The organism is Neisseria bergeri (assembly GCA_003044455.1).
Classification (GTDB): Bacteria; Pseudomonadota; Gammaproteobacteria; order Burkholderiales; family Neisseriaceae; genus Neisseria; species Neisseria bergeri.
The window spans coordinates 311,319-328,947 of sequence record POWY01000001.1; the positions used below are offsets into that span (position 1 = coordinate 311,319).

The 17,629-nt window shown below is 52.0% G+C and carries 12 protein-coding genes and 1 pseudogene; 5 read left to right on the forward strand and 8 right to left on the reverse strand.

Annotation, left to right across the window (positions count from 1 at the left end):
- Positions 1-6: 6 nt before the first annotated feature.
- Both DBY86_RS13520 and DBY86_RS01785 read left to right on the forward strand, forming a co-directional pair.
- Positions 7-186 (forward strand): hypothetical protein, encoded by a 180-nt coding sequence (locus DBY86_RS13520; protein ID WP_107818673.1) that lies wholly within the window; start codon positions 7-9, stop codon positions 184-186.
- A complete protein-coding gene (locus tag DBY86_RS01785) occupies positions 170-916 on the forward strand; it encodes an amino acid ABC transporter permease (protein ID WP_107818674.1) in 747 nt (248 codons plus the stop codon). Before DBY86_RS13520 ends, DBY86_RS01785 begins: the two co-directional genes overlap by 17 nt.
- A gap of 1,331 nt (positions 917-2,247) precedes the next feature.
- Here DBY86_RS01785 and DBY86_RS01795 read toward each other — a convergent pair.
- From DBY86_RS01795 to DBY86_RS01840, 7 genes and pseudogenes are all read right to left on the reverse strand, one after another.
- Positions 2,248-3,666: an LTA synthase family protein gene (locus tag DBY86_RS01795; protein WP_199901013.1), complete on the reverse strand. Its 1,419-nt coding sequence runs from the start codon at positions 3,664-3,666 to the stop codon at positions 2,248-2,250.
- Between the two features lie 541 nt (positions 3,667-4,207).
- On the reverse strand, positions 4,208-5,926 hold the full coding sequence (gene argS, locus DBY86_RS01810) for an arginine--tRNA ligase (RefSeq protein ID WP_107818677.1): 1,719 nt from the start codon (positions 5,924-5,926) through the stop codon (positions 4,208-4,210).
- 91 nt (positions 5,927-6,017) lie between these two features.
- Complete coding sequence (pncB, locus tag DBY86_RS01815; protein ID WP_107818678.1) at positions 6,018-7,226, reverse strand: nicotinate phosphoribosyltransferase; 1,209 nt, start codon at positions 7,224-7,226, stop codon at positions 6,018-6,020.
- Positions 7,227-7,333: 107 nt separating this feature from the next.
- Positions 7,334-8,659: a branched-chain amino acid transport system II carrier protein gene (gene brnQ, locus DBY86_RS01820; protein WP_107818679.1), complete on the reverse strand. Its 1,326-nt coding sequence runs from the start codon at positions 8,657-8,659 to the stop codon at positions 7,334-7,336.
- 135 nt (positions 8,660-8,794) lie between these two features.
- On the reverse strand, positions 8,795-9,640 hold the full coding sequence (locus tag DBY86_RS01825; protein ID WP_107818680.1) for a segregation and condensation protein A: 846 nt from the start codon (positions 9,638-9,640) through the stop codon (positions 8,795-8,797).
- A 170-nt stretch (positions 9,641-9,810) separates the two neighbouring features.
- Positions 9,811-10,339 (reverse strand): annotated as a pseudogene (locus DBY86_RS01835) (hypothetical protein).
- 143 nt (positions 10,340-10,482) lie between these two features.
- Positions 10,483-11,259, reverse strand: a complete 777-nt coding sequence (locus tag DBY86_RS01840) for a tRNA threonylcarbamoyladenosine dehydratase (RefSeq protein WP_107818682.1) — start codon at positions 11,257-11,259, stop codon at positions 10,483-10,485.
- 217 nt (positions 11,260-11,476) lie between these two features.
- Between DBY86_RS01840 and DBY86_RS01845 the strand changes: the two genes are divergently transcribed.
- From DBY86_RS01845 to DBY86_RS01855, 3 genes are all read left to right on the forward strand, one after another.
- A complete protein-coding gene (locus tag DBY86_RS01845) occupies positions 11,477-11,941 on the forward strand; it encodes a universal stress protein (RefSeq protein WP_003713854.1) in 465 nt (154 codons plus the stop codon).
- 218 nt (positions 11,942-12,159) lie between these two features.
- Complete coding sequence (gene rph / locus DBY86_RS01850; protein ID WP_107818683.1) at positions 12,160-12,888, forward strand: ribonuclease PH; 729 nt, start codon at positions 12,160-12,162, stop codon at positions 12,886-12,888.
- Positions 12,889-13,085: 197 nt separating this feature from the next.
- Positions 13,086-14,303: an aspartate kinase gene (locus DBY86_RS01855; protein WP_107818684.1), complete on the forward strand. Its 1,218-nt coding sequence runs from the start codon at positions 13,086-13,088 to the stop codon at positions 14,301-14,303.
- Between the two features lie 390 nt (positions 14,304-14,693).
- Here DBY86_RS01855 and tdfH read toward each other — a convergent pair whose 3' ends face one another.
- The gene (gene tdfH, locus DBY86_RS01865) at positions 14,694-17,459 is read right to left on the reverse strand and encodes a TonB-dependent zinc piracy receptor TdfH (RefSeq protein WP_107818685.1); all 2,766 of its coding nucleotides are present in this window, start codon (positions 17,457-17,459) and stop codon (positions 14,694-14,696) included.
- Between the last annotated feature and the right edge of the window lie 170 nt (positions 17,460-17,629).

The window sequence follows — 17,629 nt, forward strand, 5'->3', positions numbered from 1 at the left end:
ACGGCTTTGAACGGCAAATGCCGTCTGAAAACCGCGCGTCCGGCATTTTTGCGGAAACGCGCAACCGCCGTCTGCCGCGATAAAAAAGTTCAGGCGGCGGTTTTTACGGTAAAATGGCGGATTATTTTGCAACGGCGGCAGTTTCGCCGGTTTTTGATACGGACACTATATGGATTTTCGTTTTGACATTATTTACGAATACCGCTGGATGTTCCTTTATGGCGCACTGACGACACTGGGGCTGACGGTCGTGGCGACCTCGGGCGGTTCGGTATTGGGGTTGCTTTTGGCATTGGCGCGCCTGATTCACTTGGAAAAAGCCGGTGTGCTGATGCGCGTGCTGGCGTGGGCGTTGCGTAAGGTTTCGCTGCTGTACGTTACGCTGTTCCGGGGTACGCCGCTGTTTGTTCAAATTGTGATTTGGGCGTATGTGTGGTTTCCGTTTTTTGTCCACCCTTCAGACGGCATTTTGGTCAGCGGGGAAGCGGCAGTCGAGCTGCGTCGCGGATACGGGCCGCTGATTGCCGGTTCGCTTGCTTTGGTTGCCAACTCGGGGGCGTATATCTGTGAGATTTTCCGCGCGGGCATCCAGTCTATAGACAAAGGGCAGATGGAGGCGGCGCGTTCTTTGGGTATGACTTATCCGCAGGCGATGCGCTATGTGATTCTGCCGCAGGCATTGCGCCGTATGCTGCCGCCTTTGGCAAGCGAATTCATCACGTTGCTGAAAGACAGCTCGCTGCTGTCGGTGATTGCCGTGGCGGAGTTGGCGTATGTTCAGAATACGATTACGGGCCGGTACTCGGTTTATGAAGAACCGCTTTATACCGTCGCCCTGATTTATCTTCTGATGACGACTTTCTTAGGCTGGATATTCCTGCGTTTGGAAAAACGTTACAATCCGCAACACCGCTGATTGGAGTCATATCAACAAAAAGTCGCCTCGGTATTCATTTGAGGCGGCTTTTTTGTAGCAAATTTACATTCAAAGAGAAAACGCCCTATGCCGTCTGAAAGTCTTTCAGACGGCATCTGTCAGCCTCACGCAAGAGGGAATTTCATCTGTCTGGTTTCAATTTTTTTGGGTTTTGGGTGATGTATAGTGGATTAACAAAAACTAGTACGGCGTTGCCTCGCCTTAGCTGAAAGAGAACGATTCTCTAAGGTGCTGAAGCACCGAGTGAATCGGTTCCGTACTATTTGTACTGTCTGCGGCTTCGTCGCCTTGTCCTGATTTTTGTTAATTCACTATAAATTCAAAGAGAAAACGCCCTATGCCGTCTGAAAGCCTTTCAGACGGCATCTGTCAGCCTCACGTAAGAGGGAGTCCCAGCTGTTTGGTTTCAATTTTTTGGGTGATGTATGAGCCGTCATTCCCGTGCAGGCGGGAATCCTGTCCGTTCGGTTTCCGTTGTTTTTGAGTTTCGGTTTTTCCGATAAATTTCTGCAGTTTCCGATTCCGGATTCCCGCTTTCGCGGGAATGACGAATCCATCCATACGGAAACCTGCACCACGTCATTCCTACGAACCTACATCCCGTCATTCCCACGAAAGTGGGAATCCAGAACGTAAAATCTGAAGAAACCGTTTTATCCGATAAGTTTCCGCACCGACAGACCTAGATTCCCGCCTGCGCGGGAACGACGGCGGAGAAGTTTCGGTTTTTCCGATAAATTCCCGTGGCTTTGGATTCCCGCTTTCGCGGGAACGACGAATCCATCCATACGGAAACCTGCACCACGTCATTCCTACGAACCTACATCCCGTCATTCCCACGAAAGTGGGAATCTAGAACGTAAAATCTGAAGAAACCGTTTTATCCGATAAGTTTCCGCACCGACAGACCTAGATTCCCGCCTGTGCGGGAACGACGGCGGAGAAGTTTCGGTTTTTCCGATAAATTCCCGTGGCTTTGGATTCCCGCTTTCGCGGGAATGATGGCGGATGGTTTCTGTTTTTTTGATAACTTCCTGTGATTTTGGATTTTTGGATTCTTATAGTGGATTAACAAAAATCAGGACAAGGCGACGAAGCCGCAGACAGTACAAATAGTACGGAACCGATTCACTTGGTGCTTCAGCACCTTAGAGAATCGTTCTCTTTGAGCTAAGGCGAGGCAACGCCGTACTGGTTTTTGTTAATCCACTATACAAAGCAATTTATCGGAGATGATGAAAAAGTGGGCTTGAGGGGTCTGTCTGCAAAATGCCGTCTGAAGGCTGTTGGTGCTTTCAGACGGCATCTGCTTATTTGATTTTGAAGTGCAGCCAGGCGACGTGCCCCTGTTTGAGGTAGCGGAAGGTTTCATTGAGGTTGCCGACGGGCGGCGGATGGTCGCCGACGATGATGACTTCCACGCCTTTCATTTCGGGGCGTTGGATCAAATCCGCCAGTTGGTCGAAAAATTGGGTGTGCAGGCTGAAATTGCGGCAGAGGTCGGTTTCGGCGGGCAGGCCGTATTCGGTGCATTTGAGCCTGTGGTTGAAAATGTCGGATTCGGGATAGTCGGCGTGGCTGGTCAGCGTCATCCAGTAAAACAGTCCCTTGTCGTGTTTTTTGAAAAATGCCGACACTTCGCCGAACAGCTCGCTGTCGCACACGCCGCCGAAAATGGCGCAGGTTTTTTTACCGATCAGGTTTTCGGCGGTTTTGATTTCTTGAAAGCCCGCCCTCGGATACCAGCTGAAGCGGTCGTAAAGCGAACTGCCCGCGCCGTGCATCGCAAAGGTGGCGTAACCTTCTTGTTTCAAACGGTTGGGGAGGCAGCGGGCAAATTTTTCGTCGGGCGCGCGGCGCAGTGCAAACCCGCGCAAACCGCCGTAGGCGCACAATTCGCGCATTTCGCCTTCGACCGTCGCGCCGATAAAGGGAAAACTGCCGCTTTCCCAAACTGAAAAACGGTCTTTTTGCGCCAGCAGTTTGGCAAAAGTGGCGTTTTGAAGTTCGGGATTGGCCGGCAGCCCCCAAGATTCGGCGATGATAAAGAGGATTTTTTGAGATTTCGGCTCGTTCAGATGCGTGGCGGCACGCTGCTGATTGCCCAAGGGGAGGAAGACGGGATCGATCAGGCCGGCGGTAATAAAGTCGGCATTCTGGCTGACGGTGTAGAGCATTGCCTGACTTTTGGCGTAGTAGAAGTTGTTTGCGCCGAAGATATTGGCCATCCGCCCCCGGTCGTAGTAACTCAAATGGCCGGTGAAATAGCCGGCTGCCGCCACGACGGCGGCGCAGACGGCAATGTGTCGGAAGTCGGTTTTGGCGGCGGCTTTCTGCAACACAAACGGCATCGCCAGCATATACAGCAGCAACAGCCCGGTCATTATCTGATAAGGGGCGGGGGCGGTCAGGATGAAGGGGACGAGGTTGATGGCGCCGATGAGGTCCATAAAAGGGAAAAGCTGGATCACCATCATCAGCCCGTCAAACAAAACCGCCAGCCAAAACGCCAATACGCCGGTAATTTTGACGAAACGCCAAGGCAGGGCGATCAGCAGCGCGGCGGGAAGGTAGTCCAAATTGACAATCGGGCGGGCGGTGGCGGTCAGCAGTGCCAAAACCCAAAACACCGCATTGGGAGCCAGCAGTATTAGCAGGGACAGCAGCAGCCGTTTCGGCAGAAATGGCGGCAGCGTCCATTGTTTGGAGAGCAGGGTGTGAATATTCATCGTATTTCCTTTTCGGTTGAAACTTCGCCACTCGGACATCTGTCCTTCGGGGCGGCAGGATCAGACTTTATTTGGGAGGCGTAACCCCTTCCAAATCAGGGCAACACATAGGGCGGTGCTTTATATGTCGTCCTGTGTGTTGAAACATCTGCATTTCTTTCTGAAACAGGGGTATTTAAAACAGAGAACCGGATGACAGACCGATGCCGTCCGGGCGCGAAAGTGCGGCACGGTGCGGCAGGGGTCGCGCGCGTGTCGGGGAAAGGAAAACAGGGAAAGGGGGCGGGCTGAAACCCTGCCTGAAGAAAAGGCGGGTTTGAGGGGCGGGAAAAGGGGAATGCGCCGCGCGGAAAGTGCGTGCGTCGGCAGGAAGGGGGTTATAATTTTTTGCTTTGCTTTGCTTTGCTTTGCTTTGCTTTGCTTGCTTAGCGTTTGTCTGTTTCGCATTTTGGGAGGGGCGGCGGATACGGTGTATCGCGCCGCTTTCTTCAGATTCGGATGAGGATTGCGGGGCTGTTGTCCGCAATCGGGCGGTGCGGTTTTACATTACGTCCAACACATCGATGCCCAGCAAATCCAGGCCTTGTTTCAGCGTATCGCCGGTGAGTTTTGCCAGTTGCAGGCGGCTGTTGCGGCTTGCGCCTTCGGCTTTCAAAATCGGGCAGGCTTCGTAGAAGCGGCTGAACAAGGTAGCGATTTGATAGAGGTAGGCGGCGAGGTAGTGCGGATACGCGGTGTCCGCCACGCTTTGCAGCACGTCTTCAAATTTCAGCAGCTCGGCGGCAAGCTGTTTTTCCAGCGGTTCGGTCAAAACGGTTGGCGCGGTTGCATCCCATTCGCCGGCTTTGCGGAATACGCTTTGCACGCGGGTGTAGGCGTATTGCAGGTAGGGGGCGGTGTTGCCTTCAAACGAAAGCATAGCGTCCCAGTCGAACACATAATCACTGGTACGGTTTTTGCTCAAGTCGGCATATTTGACCGCGCCGATGCCGACGGTTTTGCCGATTTTAGCGGCTTCGTCCGCGCCCAATTCGGGATTTTTTTCCTTCACCAAAGCAGTGGCGCGCTCAACGGCTTCGGTCAGCAGATCGACCAGTTTCACGGTGTCGCCGCTGCGCGTTTTGAATGGTTTGCCGTCTTTGCCCATCATCGTGCCGAAGCCGACAAATGCCGCGCCGACGTTTTCCGGCAAATAGCCTGCTTTGCGGGAAGTGGTGAAGAGTTGCTCAAAGTGCAGGGCTTGACGGTGGTCGACGACGTACAGCAGGCGGTCAGCTTTCAGACGGCCTATGCGGTAGCGCAGGCACGCCAAATCGGTGGAGGCGTAGAGGAAGCCGCCGCCTTGTTTTTGCACGATAAACGCGGCGGGTTCGCCTTCTTTGTTTTTGAACTCGTCCAAGAACACGACTTTCGCGCCGTCGTCTTCGACCGCCAGACCTTTTTGAACCAAATCATCGACCACGGGTTGCAAATCGTCGTTGTATTTCGATTCGCCCGCCACGTCTTCGGGGCGCAGCTTCAAGCCCAGCGTGTCGTAAACGGCTTGGGCGTGCGAGAGCGAAATATCGACAAACTGTTTCCACAACGCCAAAACGGTTTCATCGCCGCCTTGCAGCTTCACAACGTATTCGCGCGCGGTGTCGGCAAAGGCGGGGTCTTCGTCAAAGCGTACTTTGGCGGCGCGGTAAAATTGCTCCAAATCCGCCAGCTCGAACGCGGCATTGTCTTTTTGCTGCTCAACCAAATAAGCAACCAACATGCCGAACTGCGTACCCCAGTCGCCGACGTGGTTTTGGCGGATGACAGTGTTGCCCATAAATGCCAACACGCGCGAAATGCTGTCGCCGATGATGCTGGAGCGCAGATGGCCGACGTGCATTTCTTTTGCCAGATTGGGCGAAGAGTAGTCGATGACGACGGTTTGCGGTTTATCGGTTTTTGCTATGCCGAAACGCACGTCGTTCAAGGCCGTCTGAATGTTTCGGGCGAGAAATTCGGGGTGCAGGCGCAGGTTGATGAAGCCTGGACCGGCAACTTCCGCGCTTTCAATCACGGCGTTGTCAGCCAATGTTTCGGCGACCTTTTGCGCCAGTTCGCGCGGGTTTTGTTTGGCTTTTTTCGCCGCCCCCATCACGCCGTTGATTTGGAAATCGCCGTGTTCGGCATTTTTGGTCGGCTGCAAGACAACGGGGCTGTCGGCGATGCCTGCGGCGGCAAAGGCGGCGGCGGCTTCGTGTTCGACGGTTTGATGTAGGTTCATGAAGTTCGGTCTCTCGGTTAAATTCAAATCAGGCGGTATTTTAAAAGATTTTATGCGGCGGAAACAGGAATTGTGCGCTTTTTCTGCCGGTTTACGGCGTTCCGGGTTCGGGTACGCCGAACACTTGGCGCAGGTAGGCGAGGAAGGTGCTGTTGTTGGTCATGGTTTTGCCAGGCGAGTCGGACAGCTTGGCGACGGACTGCCCGTTGCATTCGACCAGTTTCAATACGATATTCAAGGGCGTATGCCCCATATCGTTGGTGAGGTTGGTGCCGATGCCGAAGCCGGTTTTGAAGCGGCCTTTGAAATATTGGTGCAATGCCCAAGAGCGTTCGATATCCAGCCCGTCGGAGAAGGTCAGCATTTTGGTGCGGCTGTCGATTTTGAGCTTTTGATAGTGGGCGTAGGCTTTGTCGCCCCAAACGTAAGGGTCGCCGCTGTCGTGGCGCAGCCCGTCGAAGAGTTTGGCAAAATAGAGGTCGAAATCGCGCAGGAAGGCATCCATACCGACAACGTCGGTCAGGGCAACGCCCAAATCGCCCCGGTATTCGTGTACCCAGCTTTCAAGTGCGGCTTTTTGGAAATTCCGCAATTGTACGTCGAGGGCCTGGAATGCCTGCAGGAACTCGTGCGCCATGGTGCCGATGGGGGTAATGCCGAGTTTTTTGGCGAGATAAACGTTGCTGGTCCCGCGTACGATGCCGGGGGCAGCTTCAAGCAGGGTGCGTATGACGTGTTCCTGCCATGGGAGATTGTAGCGGCGGCGTGTGCCGAAGTCGGAAATCAGGAAGGGCGGATCGTCCGGATTTTGTGTGGCGGCTATTTCTTTCAGACGCGCGGCTTTGGCTTGAAGCCGGCGTTCGCCTTCTTCGATAACGGCGGGGGTTTCGAGGCGGCGGAAGTAAAGTTCGTTGACAATGGCGAGGATGAAGATTTCAAAAAACATCGCCTGTATCATCGGGCCTTCGATGCGGATGTTCAGACGGCCTTCGGCATCGGGGCTGACTTGTACGAAGCGGCGTTGGAGCTGGAAGAGTTCGAGATAATCGACAAAGTCGCTTTTAATGAAGCGCAGGGAGCGCAGATAGCCGAGTTCGTCATGGGTGAAGCGCAGGCGGCAGAGTGCGTCGAGTTCGGCTTCCAAGTCTTCCCTGATGTCGGCAAGCGGATAGACGGTCGAGGCGTTGCGGCAGCGGAATTCGTAAAGGCTGTGCGTCTGCGGAAACTGGTGCAGGACTACTTGCAGCATAGTGAATTTGTAGAGGTCGGTGTCGAGCAGCGAATGTATGATGCCGGTCATATGGCGTGTCTTCCGATTTCTGTTGGCGGCTTGGGGCGTATTAGAACACATCGCGCCCGCCCCGTGTGCCGAAAATGCCGTCTGAAGGTCTTTCAGACGGCATGGTTTCAGGATTTTTTCCTTACGGCCGCATTGAGCAGGCAGCCTAAGGCAAAGCAGGTTAAAGAGGGAATAATCCAACCCAGTCCTATGCTGTATAGGGGAAGGGCTTTGTCGATGGCTTTTGCTGCCGTTTCGCTGAAACCGAAGGCGGTTTTGTAGGCATCGAGCAGGCCGACCGCCAGTGCGGGCATCATGGTGCAGAAATAGACGATGCGGCTGCCGCCGAACAGCCTGTCGGTCAGGGTCAGCAGGATGAGTACGATGGTCAGCGGATAAAGCAGCATGAGCATGGGGACGGAAATTTGCAGGATGGCTGACAGCCCCTTGTTTGCCAAGACGATGGAAACCAGCGTATTGATGATGACGAAGGTTTTATAGGAAATGCCCGGGCAGAGGCGGTTGAAGTATTCGGCACACGAAGTAACCAGACCGACCGCCGTGGTCAGGCAGGCTAGCAGTACGATGATGCCGAGCAGCAGGTTGCCGCCCAACCCGAAATAGTATTGTGCCGATTTCGACAATACCAGCGCGCCGTTTTCCTGTAAACCGATTCCCGCCACACTGGTCGCCCCCATATAGCCTATCAGCAGGTAAACCGCAGCAAGGCAGCCTGCAGCCATCAGGCCTGATATGACGGTGGTTTTCAGCAGGTCCGAACGGTTGTCGACACCCATGGCGCGGACGGCGTCGATAATGATAATGGCAAATACGAGCGAGGCGAGGGCGTCCATCGTGCCGTAGCCTTCCAAAATGCCTTTAATCATCGGGCGGACGGCAAAATCGCCTTGTGCGGCGAGCGGTGCGCCGATGGGGTTGAGTGCGGCATAACCGACCAATACGGCGATGGTCAGCAGGAGTGCGGGTGTCAGGATTTTTCCGATGCGGTCAACCAATTTGCCCGGAGAGATCGAAAGCCAGTAGGCCAGGCCGAAAAAAAGCAGGCTGAATACTGCCTGAGCCATATTCGGGGGAAGATTGCCGATCAGCGGTAAAACGCCGATTTCAAAGGAAACTGTCGCCGTCCGGGGCAGGGCGAACAGCGGGCCGATGGCAAGGTAGAGGGAGGCGGCAAACGCTATGCCGTACCAGGGGGCGACACGCGAGGCGAGTGCTTCGACATCACGGGAACCCGAGTAGCCGATGGCGATTACGCCCAATAGCGGCAGGCCTGCGCCGGTCAATAAGAAGCCGGGCATGGAAATCAGCCAGTTTTCGCCTGCCTGCTGACCGAGATAGGCGGGATAAATCAGGTTGCCCGCACCAAAAAACAGGGCAAACAGCATCAGTCCGACCGCCCATAATGAGGCTTGGTTTCGTTTGCTTGTCATCATGTTCCTTATATATTACGTCCCATCAGAGGGGCGCATTACTTTTCTTAACATTCCCCTTTGGCAGCCAAGTGAAAGGGGCTTTTTTATGTCAAGATCAAATTCAAAAATAAATTTAATATTCTCTTTTTAAATAGGTCAATCCGGTGTTTCTGTCCCGGTCATGCCGTCTGAATGCGCCCCCTCATGATTGAGGCTGATTCGGATTTCTCCGAAACCGACTTCCTGCACGATTCTGACCAAGCCTTCCTTGGCAAGCTCCAGCAGCGCGATGAAATTGACCACTACATAAGCCGCACCCTGTCCGGGCTTGAACAGGTCGTGAAACCCGCATATCCCGTGCCCGTTCAGACGGCGCAGGATTGCCGCCATTTGCGCCCGTACGGAGATGGTTTCTTTGATTACTTCGTGGCTGCGCGTGTGTTTCGCCCGCGACAAAATACTCAGCCAAGCCTGCGTCAGGTCGGCAATATAGACTTCGGGCAGCCTGACCTCGGCGGCGATTTCCAAAGGCAGGTATGCCCACGCGAAATCCCGTCCGGCGCGGGGCAGCGCGTCCAAGCCCTGTGCCGCCAGCTTCATTTGTTCGTAAGCCAGCAGGCGGCGCACCAGCTCGGCACGCGGGTCGGCCTCGTTTTCTTCGGTTTCTTCGGGGCGCGGCAGCAGCAGGCGGGATTTGATTTCAATCAGCATTGCCGCCATCAAAAGATATTCCGCCGCCAAATCAAACTGATAGGCTTCCATTTGGGCAATATAGTGCAGATACTGTTCAGTAATCTTCACCATGGGAATATCCAGTACATCGATATTCTGTTTGCGGATCAGATACAGCAGTAGATCCAAAGGGCCTTGGAAGCTGCCCAATACGACTTTCAGCGCGTCGGGCGGGATAAACAAATCCTGCGGCAAATCGGTAACGGGTTGTCCGAATACCCATGCGACGGTGTGCTCGGATGGTGCGGATGGGGCAGGGATGGGCGGCATAGCGTGAATCGGTAAGTGGATTTTAATATAAGTTTACAAAAGAAAACAATCTGCCGGCATTCACGCGTAATGTGGTCGGGCAGATGTTCAGACGGCATTATAACGGCTTTTAAATGCAAATGTTTTGAAAAGGAGCAGGTTGTGAATACGGTCTTGCTAAAACCTCTTAATTAATATAAATGTCTGAATTTTAAGTTTCTTGAGACAATATAATCAGTACTGGCTCTATCTATATAACCAGTAGCTTCTTTTACTTCAATATTATCTACATTACCGTATATTACAGGTAGCGACCCATAAATGATAAATTTATTCCCCAAAATTTTTTTACTAATTGATATATCATCTTCCATAAGTAATTCAGCGTAATTTTTAGCTCTTACTTGAAATCTAAACAATATTTTTCCTGCGTAAATTCTCGTATATGTGGGAGAGTTTATACCATAATCTTTGTATAGATGAACAATAGAAATACATTGTTCATCTATGCAATAATAAGCTACTTTTTGTTGGTCAAGATAACGGCAATATATGTAATACATACTGCAAAGTATTACCACTAATAATGTAAAACTTGTTCTTAGGATACATATTTTGCGATAACGTATCTTATGGTATATACCATATACTACAAAAAATATCGGAATAAGCATTAGTAATAAAAATGAAAAAAATAACTAAATTATTAACGAATTCCATTAAATAGCTCTCCGATACTTAGTATATTATTAGGAATCATATATTTTATGTTATTTTTTTATCCGTATCCTTTTTTGTCCTAAATCATAACCATAGTTTGTCCAAATGCCGTCTGAATCCTGCCTGTTTCAGACGGCATTTTTTTATTTTTTGCCCGCGATGTGTTCCACTGCCGCCTGCGCGCAATACAGACCGAACGAAGCGGTAACGAGCATACTTGCGCCATAGCCGGCGCACGACAAGCCCTGCGGTGCGGCATCGGCAGAACACGCCGCGCCCGATTGCGGCGGCGTGATGTTTTCGGTTGAGAACACGCACGGCACGCGCATTTTGGCTTTCGTATCGCGGCTGAATCCGTAGCGTTTCCGCAAGGTATAGCGCAGGTTGGCAAGCAGGGGGTCGTGGGTGGTGCGGCTTAAGTCGGCGGTTTGGATCAGGGCGGGGTTTTTCTGTCCGCCCGCGCCGCCGCTGACGATGAAAGGCTGACGGTTTTTCACAAAATAAGCCGCCATTGCCGCTTTGACGCGCACTTGGTCGATCGCGTCAATCACAAAATCAAAGCCCCTGCCAAACAGGGTTTCGATATTGTCTTCACTGACAAAATCTTCAATTTCAAATACTTCGCATTGCGGATTGATTTGTGTAATACGTTCGCGCAAGGCGGTAACTTTTGCTTTGCCGAAGTCGCCGGTCAGGGCGTGCAGTTGTCGGTTGACATTCGATTCGGCAACGTTGTCCAAATCAATCAGGGTCAAACGTCCGATGCCCGTCCGCGCCAAAGCCTCGACCGCCCACGAGCCGACTCCGCCCACGCCGACCACGCAAACGTGCGCGCGGGCAAAATGTGAGAGAGCTTCATCTCCGTAGAGCCGCGCAATGCCGCCGAAGCGGCGCGAAAGGTTCAAACCGGTGCCGGTCATAAGTCAAATCCTGTAAGGTTGCATCAAATGAAGCGTAAACGGAAGCCGGTGGGAAACGTCCTGCCGTCCGACGGCGGCGTATTATACTGTAAAGCGGCCGGGCTGTTCGGCTGTTGTATAAAACCCGGCGGCGGGACTATAATGAAACGGCGCAGACAGCCTTTGCGCGAACCTGATGAAACGGCGCCGCGAGGCGGTGCAAAAGGAGGATACGATTATGTACAAACATTTGGTCGTTGCCGTCGACGGCAGTGAAACGTCCATCAATGCCCTGAAACACGCCGCCGAACTTGCCGGCGTCAACAATGCGCGCCTGACTTTGGTGCACGTTGCCAATCCTGCCGAATATATGGCGCTTGCCCCCGAATTTTTGCAACACGAAAGCTACGAAGCCGCCGCCGTCGCACAAGGCAACGAGGTTTTGGACAATGCCGAGAGGATTGCCCGCGAACTGGGTGTTGGAAATACGGTCAAACACCTCTTGGTGGCGAACAAAGGCGCGCGCGAAATGGCGCAGGATTTGGTCGATTATGCCGATGAAAACGGTGCCGACCTGCTGGTGTTGGGCACGCACGGACGTACCGGCCTGATGCACCTTCTGATGGGCAGTTTCGCCGAAACGGTAATGCGCCAAAGCCACCTGCCGCTTTTGATTATCCGCAGCAAAGCCGAAGAGGCGTAAAGTTTCCCCGTCCGTTCGCCTTAAATGTGATTTCTTCATATTTAAGGCTTTTTGATTTTTTCGCTTGTGTTTCCGTCATCCGCCGGTTCGGCTTATGGGCAAGGCGTTTGTTTTCTGCCCGGTCGGAAATCTGTTTTGGCAGATGAAAAGTATTTTCCAACCGGCGGACGGCCCGGCATTGCATTGGAACACAGCCTTTTTTGACAAACGGAGCAACCGTGTCCGATTACATCCGCACCTCACGCGCCGCAGACAGCCTGCGCGATATTAAAATCACCCCTCGTTTCCTGCCGCATACGGACGGTTCGTGCCTCATCGAATGCGGCAATACCAAAGTGATTTGCACCGCAAGCGTGGACGAAAACGTCCCGCCGTTTTTACGCGGTAAAAACCAAGGCTGGGTAACGGCAGAATACGGGATGCTGCCCGCATCCACCGCTTTCCGGATGCGCCGCGAAGCTTCGGAGGGCAAACAGTCCGGGCGTACTCAGGAAATCCAACGCCTTATCGGGCGTTCCCTGCGCGCGGTCGTGGATATGGAAAAACTCGGCGAACGCCAAATCTTGATTGACTGCGACGTGATTCAGGCAGACGGCGGTACGCGTACGGCATCCATTACCGGCGCGTTTGTCGCGCTGCAAATCGCCGTCGGAAAGCTGATTTCAGACGGCATATTGACCGAAAATCCGATTCGTGAGGCCGTTGCCGCCGTATCCGCAGGCATAGTCGGCGGAGTGCCGCTTTTAGATTTGGATTATCCCGAAGACTCCGGTTGCGACAGTGATGTGAACATCGTCATGACCGCATCGGGGAAAATCATCGAAATACAGGGGACGGCAGAAGGCGCGCCATTTAGTTTGGAAGAATTGGGCAAATTAATCGGTTTGGCGGAAAAGGGGATAGGGGAGCTGCTGCGTTATCAGCAAAATGCGCTGTCCGCCGTCTGATTATTGTCCGTATGCCGTCTGAACGCTCTGACGGCATTCCGCCGCCCCGGCGGAACAAGTGGCATTTGCATGAGAGGCTTCAGAAAGGGGCGGAGAAATCTTTGCCCGTCCTTGAACTCTGTATCAAAAATAGTAATAATAAGCCCTTTTCCAGCAAATATGCTGCCCGACCAATCCCACACAAGAAAGCACGAAACATGGCGTTAATCGTACACAAATACGGCGGCACATCCGTAGGCTCGCCCGAACGCATTAAAAACGTGGCCAAACGTGTCGCCAAAGCCCGCGCCGAAGGACACGACATCGTCGTCGTCGTATCCGCTATGAGCGGCGAAACCAACCGCCTGGTCGCGTTGGCGCACGAAATGCAGGAACACCCCGATCCGCGCGAATTGGACGTGGTTTTGTCCACCGGCGAACAGGTTACCATCGGTCTTTTGGCAATGGCGTTGAAAGACATCGGCGTGGATGCCAAAAGCTACACAGGTTGGCAGGTCGCCCTCAAAACCGATACCGCCCACACCAAAGCCCGCATCGAAAGCATCGACGATGAAAAAATGCGTGTCGACCTTGCCGCCGGCAAAGTCGTCATCGTCGCCGGCTTCCAAGGCATCAGCAGCGAAGGCGATATTTCCACGCTCGGACGCGGCGGTTCCGACACTTCCGCCGTTGCGCTTGCCGCCGCGCTCAAAGCCGACGAGTGCCAAATCTATACCGATGTAGACGGCGTTTACACCACCGACCCCCGCGTCGTACCCGAAGCGCGCCGCATGGATACGGTTACATTTGAAGAAATGATCGAACTGGCCAGCCTCGGTTCGAAAGTTTTGCAAATCCGTTCAGTAGAATTTGCCGGAAAATACAAAGTGCGCCTGCGCGTACTGAGCAGCCTGCAAGACGGCGGCAACGGCACCTTAATTACCTTTGAAGAGGACGACAATATGGAAAGAGCTGCCGTAACCGGTATCGCATTCGACAAAAACCAAGCCCGCATCAACGTGCGCGGCGTACCCGACAAACCCGGCGTCGCCTATCAGATTTTGGGCGCGGTCGCCGATGCCAACATCGAAGTCGATATGATTATCCAAAATGTCGGCAGCGAAGGCACAACCGATTTTTCTTTCACCGTACCGCGCGGCGATTACAAACAGACTTTGGAAATCCTGTCGGAACGTCAAGACAGTATCGGCGCGGCTTCTATCGACGGCGACGACACCGTGTGCAAAGTCTCCGCAGTCGGCTTGGGTATGCGTTCGCACGTCGGCGTAGCCGCCAAAATCTTCCGCACGCTCGCCGAAGAGGGCATCAACATCCAAATGATTTCAACCTCCGAAATCAAAGTTTCCGTATTGATTGATGAAAAATACATGGAACTGGCAACCAGGGTATTGCATAAAGCCTTTGATTTGGGCTGATGTTTTACGGTTTGAAACGGACAACGGCACTGCCTTTATCGGGCAGTGCCGTTTTGTCTGCCGTCTGAACGTTCAGACGGTATATTTTGACTTTGGAACAAAAAATAAAATATCCTAAAAAATTAGCTACATATGACAAATTGAAATAGAAAATTCATTTTCACGGGCGAGATTAAAGTTTCAGGATTTATTGAACTTAAGCGAAACTCAAAAAACGGCTTCTCTACGTGGGGATGATGGGGTAAATCAAACAAAAATAATGGCTTTTTTGAGTTGCTGGTACGATAAAACGGATTGGATGGTGCGTTTGGGGAAACAAATGCCGTCTGAAGGGCTTTCAGACGGCATTTTGACTTTTTTTTGCGGTTTTCCACAAAACGCCGGCTGCCTTTAAAACTTGTAGCTCATCGTCATCAAAAAGGTGCGTCCGCGTGCAAAATTGGTCAATACGCTTTTGCTTGTGCCGCCGTATTTGCCGTTGCACAACGTTTTATCAGCATTACACGTTACTTCTTCGTCCTTGTCTTTCGGGTCGAACGAGCTGTAATAACGCTGCGTTGCCGCATCATTGCCCGCATCGAGCGGATCGATATAACGCCTGTCGAACAGATTTTTGACTTCGGCGCGGAAAATAAGGTTTTTCTTCGGCTCGTAAGCGGCGTAAAAATCAAAAATCAAAGGCTGGCGGGCAAGGGTTTCGGTTTGTTTGATGGAACGCTTGCCCAGTTGCCGGAAATTGCTGGTATTTCCCCCATTGGTGCCGTCGATATAGCGTTCTTCAGCCGTCGCGCGGATGCTCTTGCCGAAATAGCGCATTGCGCCGCCCAAAGTCAGTTTGTTGCCCAACCAGCGCGTACCGACTTCCAAACGTCCGTAATCTCGCGGCAGGGCGGAAACCCTGCTCAACCCATAACCTTGTTTGAGTTGGTCTTCTTTGGACGCATTGTTGGGCGATTCGCTCGCATCGCTGAAATTGGTCGGTTGCGTGCTTTTTTGATAGGCGTAAGAAAGGTTGGTGAAAAAACGCCCATAATCGTAATTTAGCTCCAACTCAAAACCGTGTTTGTGCACTTTGTCTTTGAAATTGCGATGTTGGATGGTGTAGGCAAGCCCGGTGCTGCTGACCCAGCTCGGAATATTCCCGTTCAAATCCCACCATTTCCCGTAAACGTTGTGGATGTAGTTGTCGATGCGGCTGCGGTAGCCGACCAGTTTTAATCCTAATGTATCATATTGTTTTAACAATCCTTTTTTATAGGTATTGAAGCCAAATTGCCAAGTGTTTGCGCGCTCTGGCTTTAAGGCGGTGTGAACGCCGGAGTCGCCGATTTGGGAAAAATACATTTCTTGGATGTTGGGCATACGGTGTGTGCGCGAATAGCCGGCGAACGGCATGAAATAATCGCCGAAGTCCGCACTAATGCTGACCGAATGGTTGTTGGCGCGCTTTTTGCCGTATTTTTTCAATACGGGTTCATAAAGCCCGCAGCTCGGATCGCAATGTTTCTTGTATGCCGGCGAGTTTTCTCCGAATGCCCGCTTAAATTCGTTTTCCGAGCTGTAATAGCCCGTATATTCGCCGCCGAAACGGTAGTTGATTGTATTAGTGCTGTAGTTTAAGCGGTAAATGTCTTTTTTGAGCGCGGCATCGAAGTAGAACGTGTTGAAATATTGGCTGCCGGCCGGTTGGACGATGGTGGATTTTTGGGGCAGCAGCCCTTTATCGCCCTTAAACCGCCCCAAATAGGAATAAAGCCCGTTGTCCTGATCCGGCCCGTCGAAAAACAGCCCCAATTCTTCAGGAAAGCGGTTTTTGCCGTATTCGTTGTGGAAATAATTGAAGCCCAAAGTGGTTTGCAACTCGGTTTCGCGGGGCAGCCGGAAGGTGGCGGTGTTGTTGAGGTCGAGGATTTTCGCGTTGTTGTAGGTTTCAAAATCCTTTAAAAGCCCCCAGCCTGTAAACTTTGCCCCTTTCGGATATTTCTGCCTGCCCGAATTGTAGGCTGCGGTCAGATTGAGGTTGGCATACGGGTTCAAAGACAAACCGTAATTGAACTGATAATTGCGGTTGATGATTTTGCGGCTGCCGATTTTGGTGTTTAAATCGCGAAATTGCGCCGTGTATTTATTGAATACGCCGTCGTATTCCAATTTAAACAGATTGCCTGCCGACTGCTGCTTCAGGCTGGACGGATCGATGGGGGTAATGTCGTATTGCGGTGCCAGGTTTTCCCGCCAGTCTTTATCTTGGTCTTCGATGTATTTTTTCAGTTTCTGGGGGTCTTTGTATTGTTTATAGTAACTGGTTTTCCAGAATTGCCTTTGCAAATCGCGTTCCCACTTTCCGCTGTCGGAATTGAATTTCAACCCGCCTGTTTGTACAAAATATTGCTGCTTGCGCCGTTCCAGATATTCTGCGCCAAAATTTCCGATGTGCTGCCCGCCGCCGCCCACGCGGTAATTTTGCGCCACGCTGCGCCTGCTGTGCCCGTAAAGCACGCCGACAGATGCTCCGCTTTCCAGCCATTTGCGCGCACCTATCGCCGCCATCGCATTACCTTTGGTTGAATTGGTGCCGGTCAGACCTTTTAGCAGCAGACCGTAGGTATTATTGCCCTGAACGACGTCATCCACGCCTAAAGTCCGCAAGTTTGCCGAACCGGCAAGGCTGTTGATGCCTGCCGAGCCGCTGAAGCTGCCTTTGACGACATCCAGTCCGGCAATAAAATTGCTGTCGACAGATGCACCGAATTGAGATGAACCGCCTGCCCTGCCCGCGTCGGTCGAAGTCGAATAAAAGGTTTGCGTGATACCGTCCACCATCGTATTGACCCGCCCGAACCCGCTGTCGCCGCGAATATTCAAAGACACAATGCCCGAGCTTTTATCTTGCTGTGTAAACGCACCGGGTATGCTGCGGACGATGGTATCGAGGTTTTCGCCGGATTTGAACACATCCTGACGGGTCGATACGGCGCGCGCATCGGTAAACACTTTTTTGTCTTTCGGTACGCGCTTCGCCTTGACGTGCACATCTTCCAAAACCTGCACTTGCGTGTTATGAGAATGCCGTGGTAAATCTTCAGCATAACTATGATATAACGTAACATTTAAAAGGCAAAAATAAATCGGTTTTAACCGAAAAGATGTTTTCATATTTTCCTCAACAATAAACAATCAGACAATTAAGAAATATATTAGCATTTTTTTCAGACGGCATAAACATCAAAAAAGTGTAAATTCGATATGCCGTCTGAAGATTTCAATCGGATATTTATCGTAAATTCAAATAAAAAATTATATATCCTTATTTATTCTGTCATTCG

Excerpts from the sequence above, each read along its gene's own strand:
- DBY86_RS01785 (WP_107818674.1), top strand. The coding sequence starts at position 170 with ATGGATTTTCGTTTTGACATTATTTACGAATACCGCTGGATGTTCCTT.
- DBY86_RS01795 (WP_199901013.1), bottom strand. The coding sequence starts at position 3,666 with ATGAATATTCACACCCTGCTCTCCAAACAATGGACGCTGCCGCCATTT.
- argS (WP_107818677.1), bottom strand. The coding sequence starts at position 5,926 with ATGAACCTACATCAAACCGTCGAACACGAAGCCGCCGCCGCCTTTGCC.
- pncB (WP_107818678.1), bottom strand. The coding sequence starts at position 7,226 with ATGACCGGCATCATACATTCGCTGCTCGACACCGACCTCTACAAATTC.
- brnQ (WP_107818679.1), bottom strand. The coding sequence starts at position 8,659 with ATGATGACAAGCAAACGAAACCAAGCCTCATTATGGGCGGTCGGACTG.
- DBY86_RS01825 (WP_107818680.1), bottom strand. The coding sequence starts at position 9,640 with ATGCCGCCCATCCCTGCCCCATCCGCACCATCCGAGCACACCGTCGCA.
- DBY86_RS01840 (WP_107818682.1), bottom strand. The coding sequence starts at position 11,259 with ATGACCGGCACCGGTTTGAACCTTTCGCGCCGCTTCGGCGGCATTGCG.
- DBY86_RS01845 (WP_003713854.1), top strand. The coding sequence starts at position 11,477 with ATGTACAAACATTTGGTCGTTGCCGTCGACGGCAGTGAAACGTCCATC.
- DBY86_RS01855 (WP_107818684.1), top strand. The coding sequence starts at position 13,086 with ATGGCGTTAATCGTACACAAATACGGCGGCACATCCGTAGGCTCGCCC.
- tdfH (WP_107818685.1), bottom strand. The coding sequence starts at position 17,459 with ATGAAAACATCTTTTCGGTTAAAACCGATTTATTTTTGCCTTTTAAAT.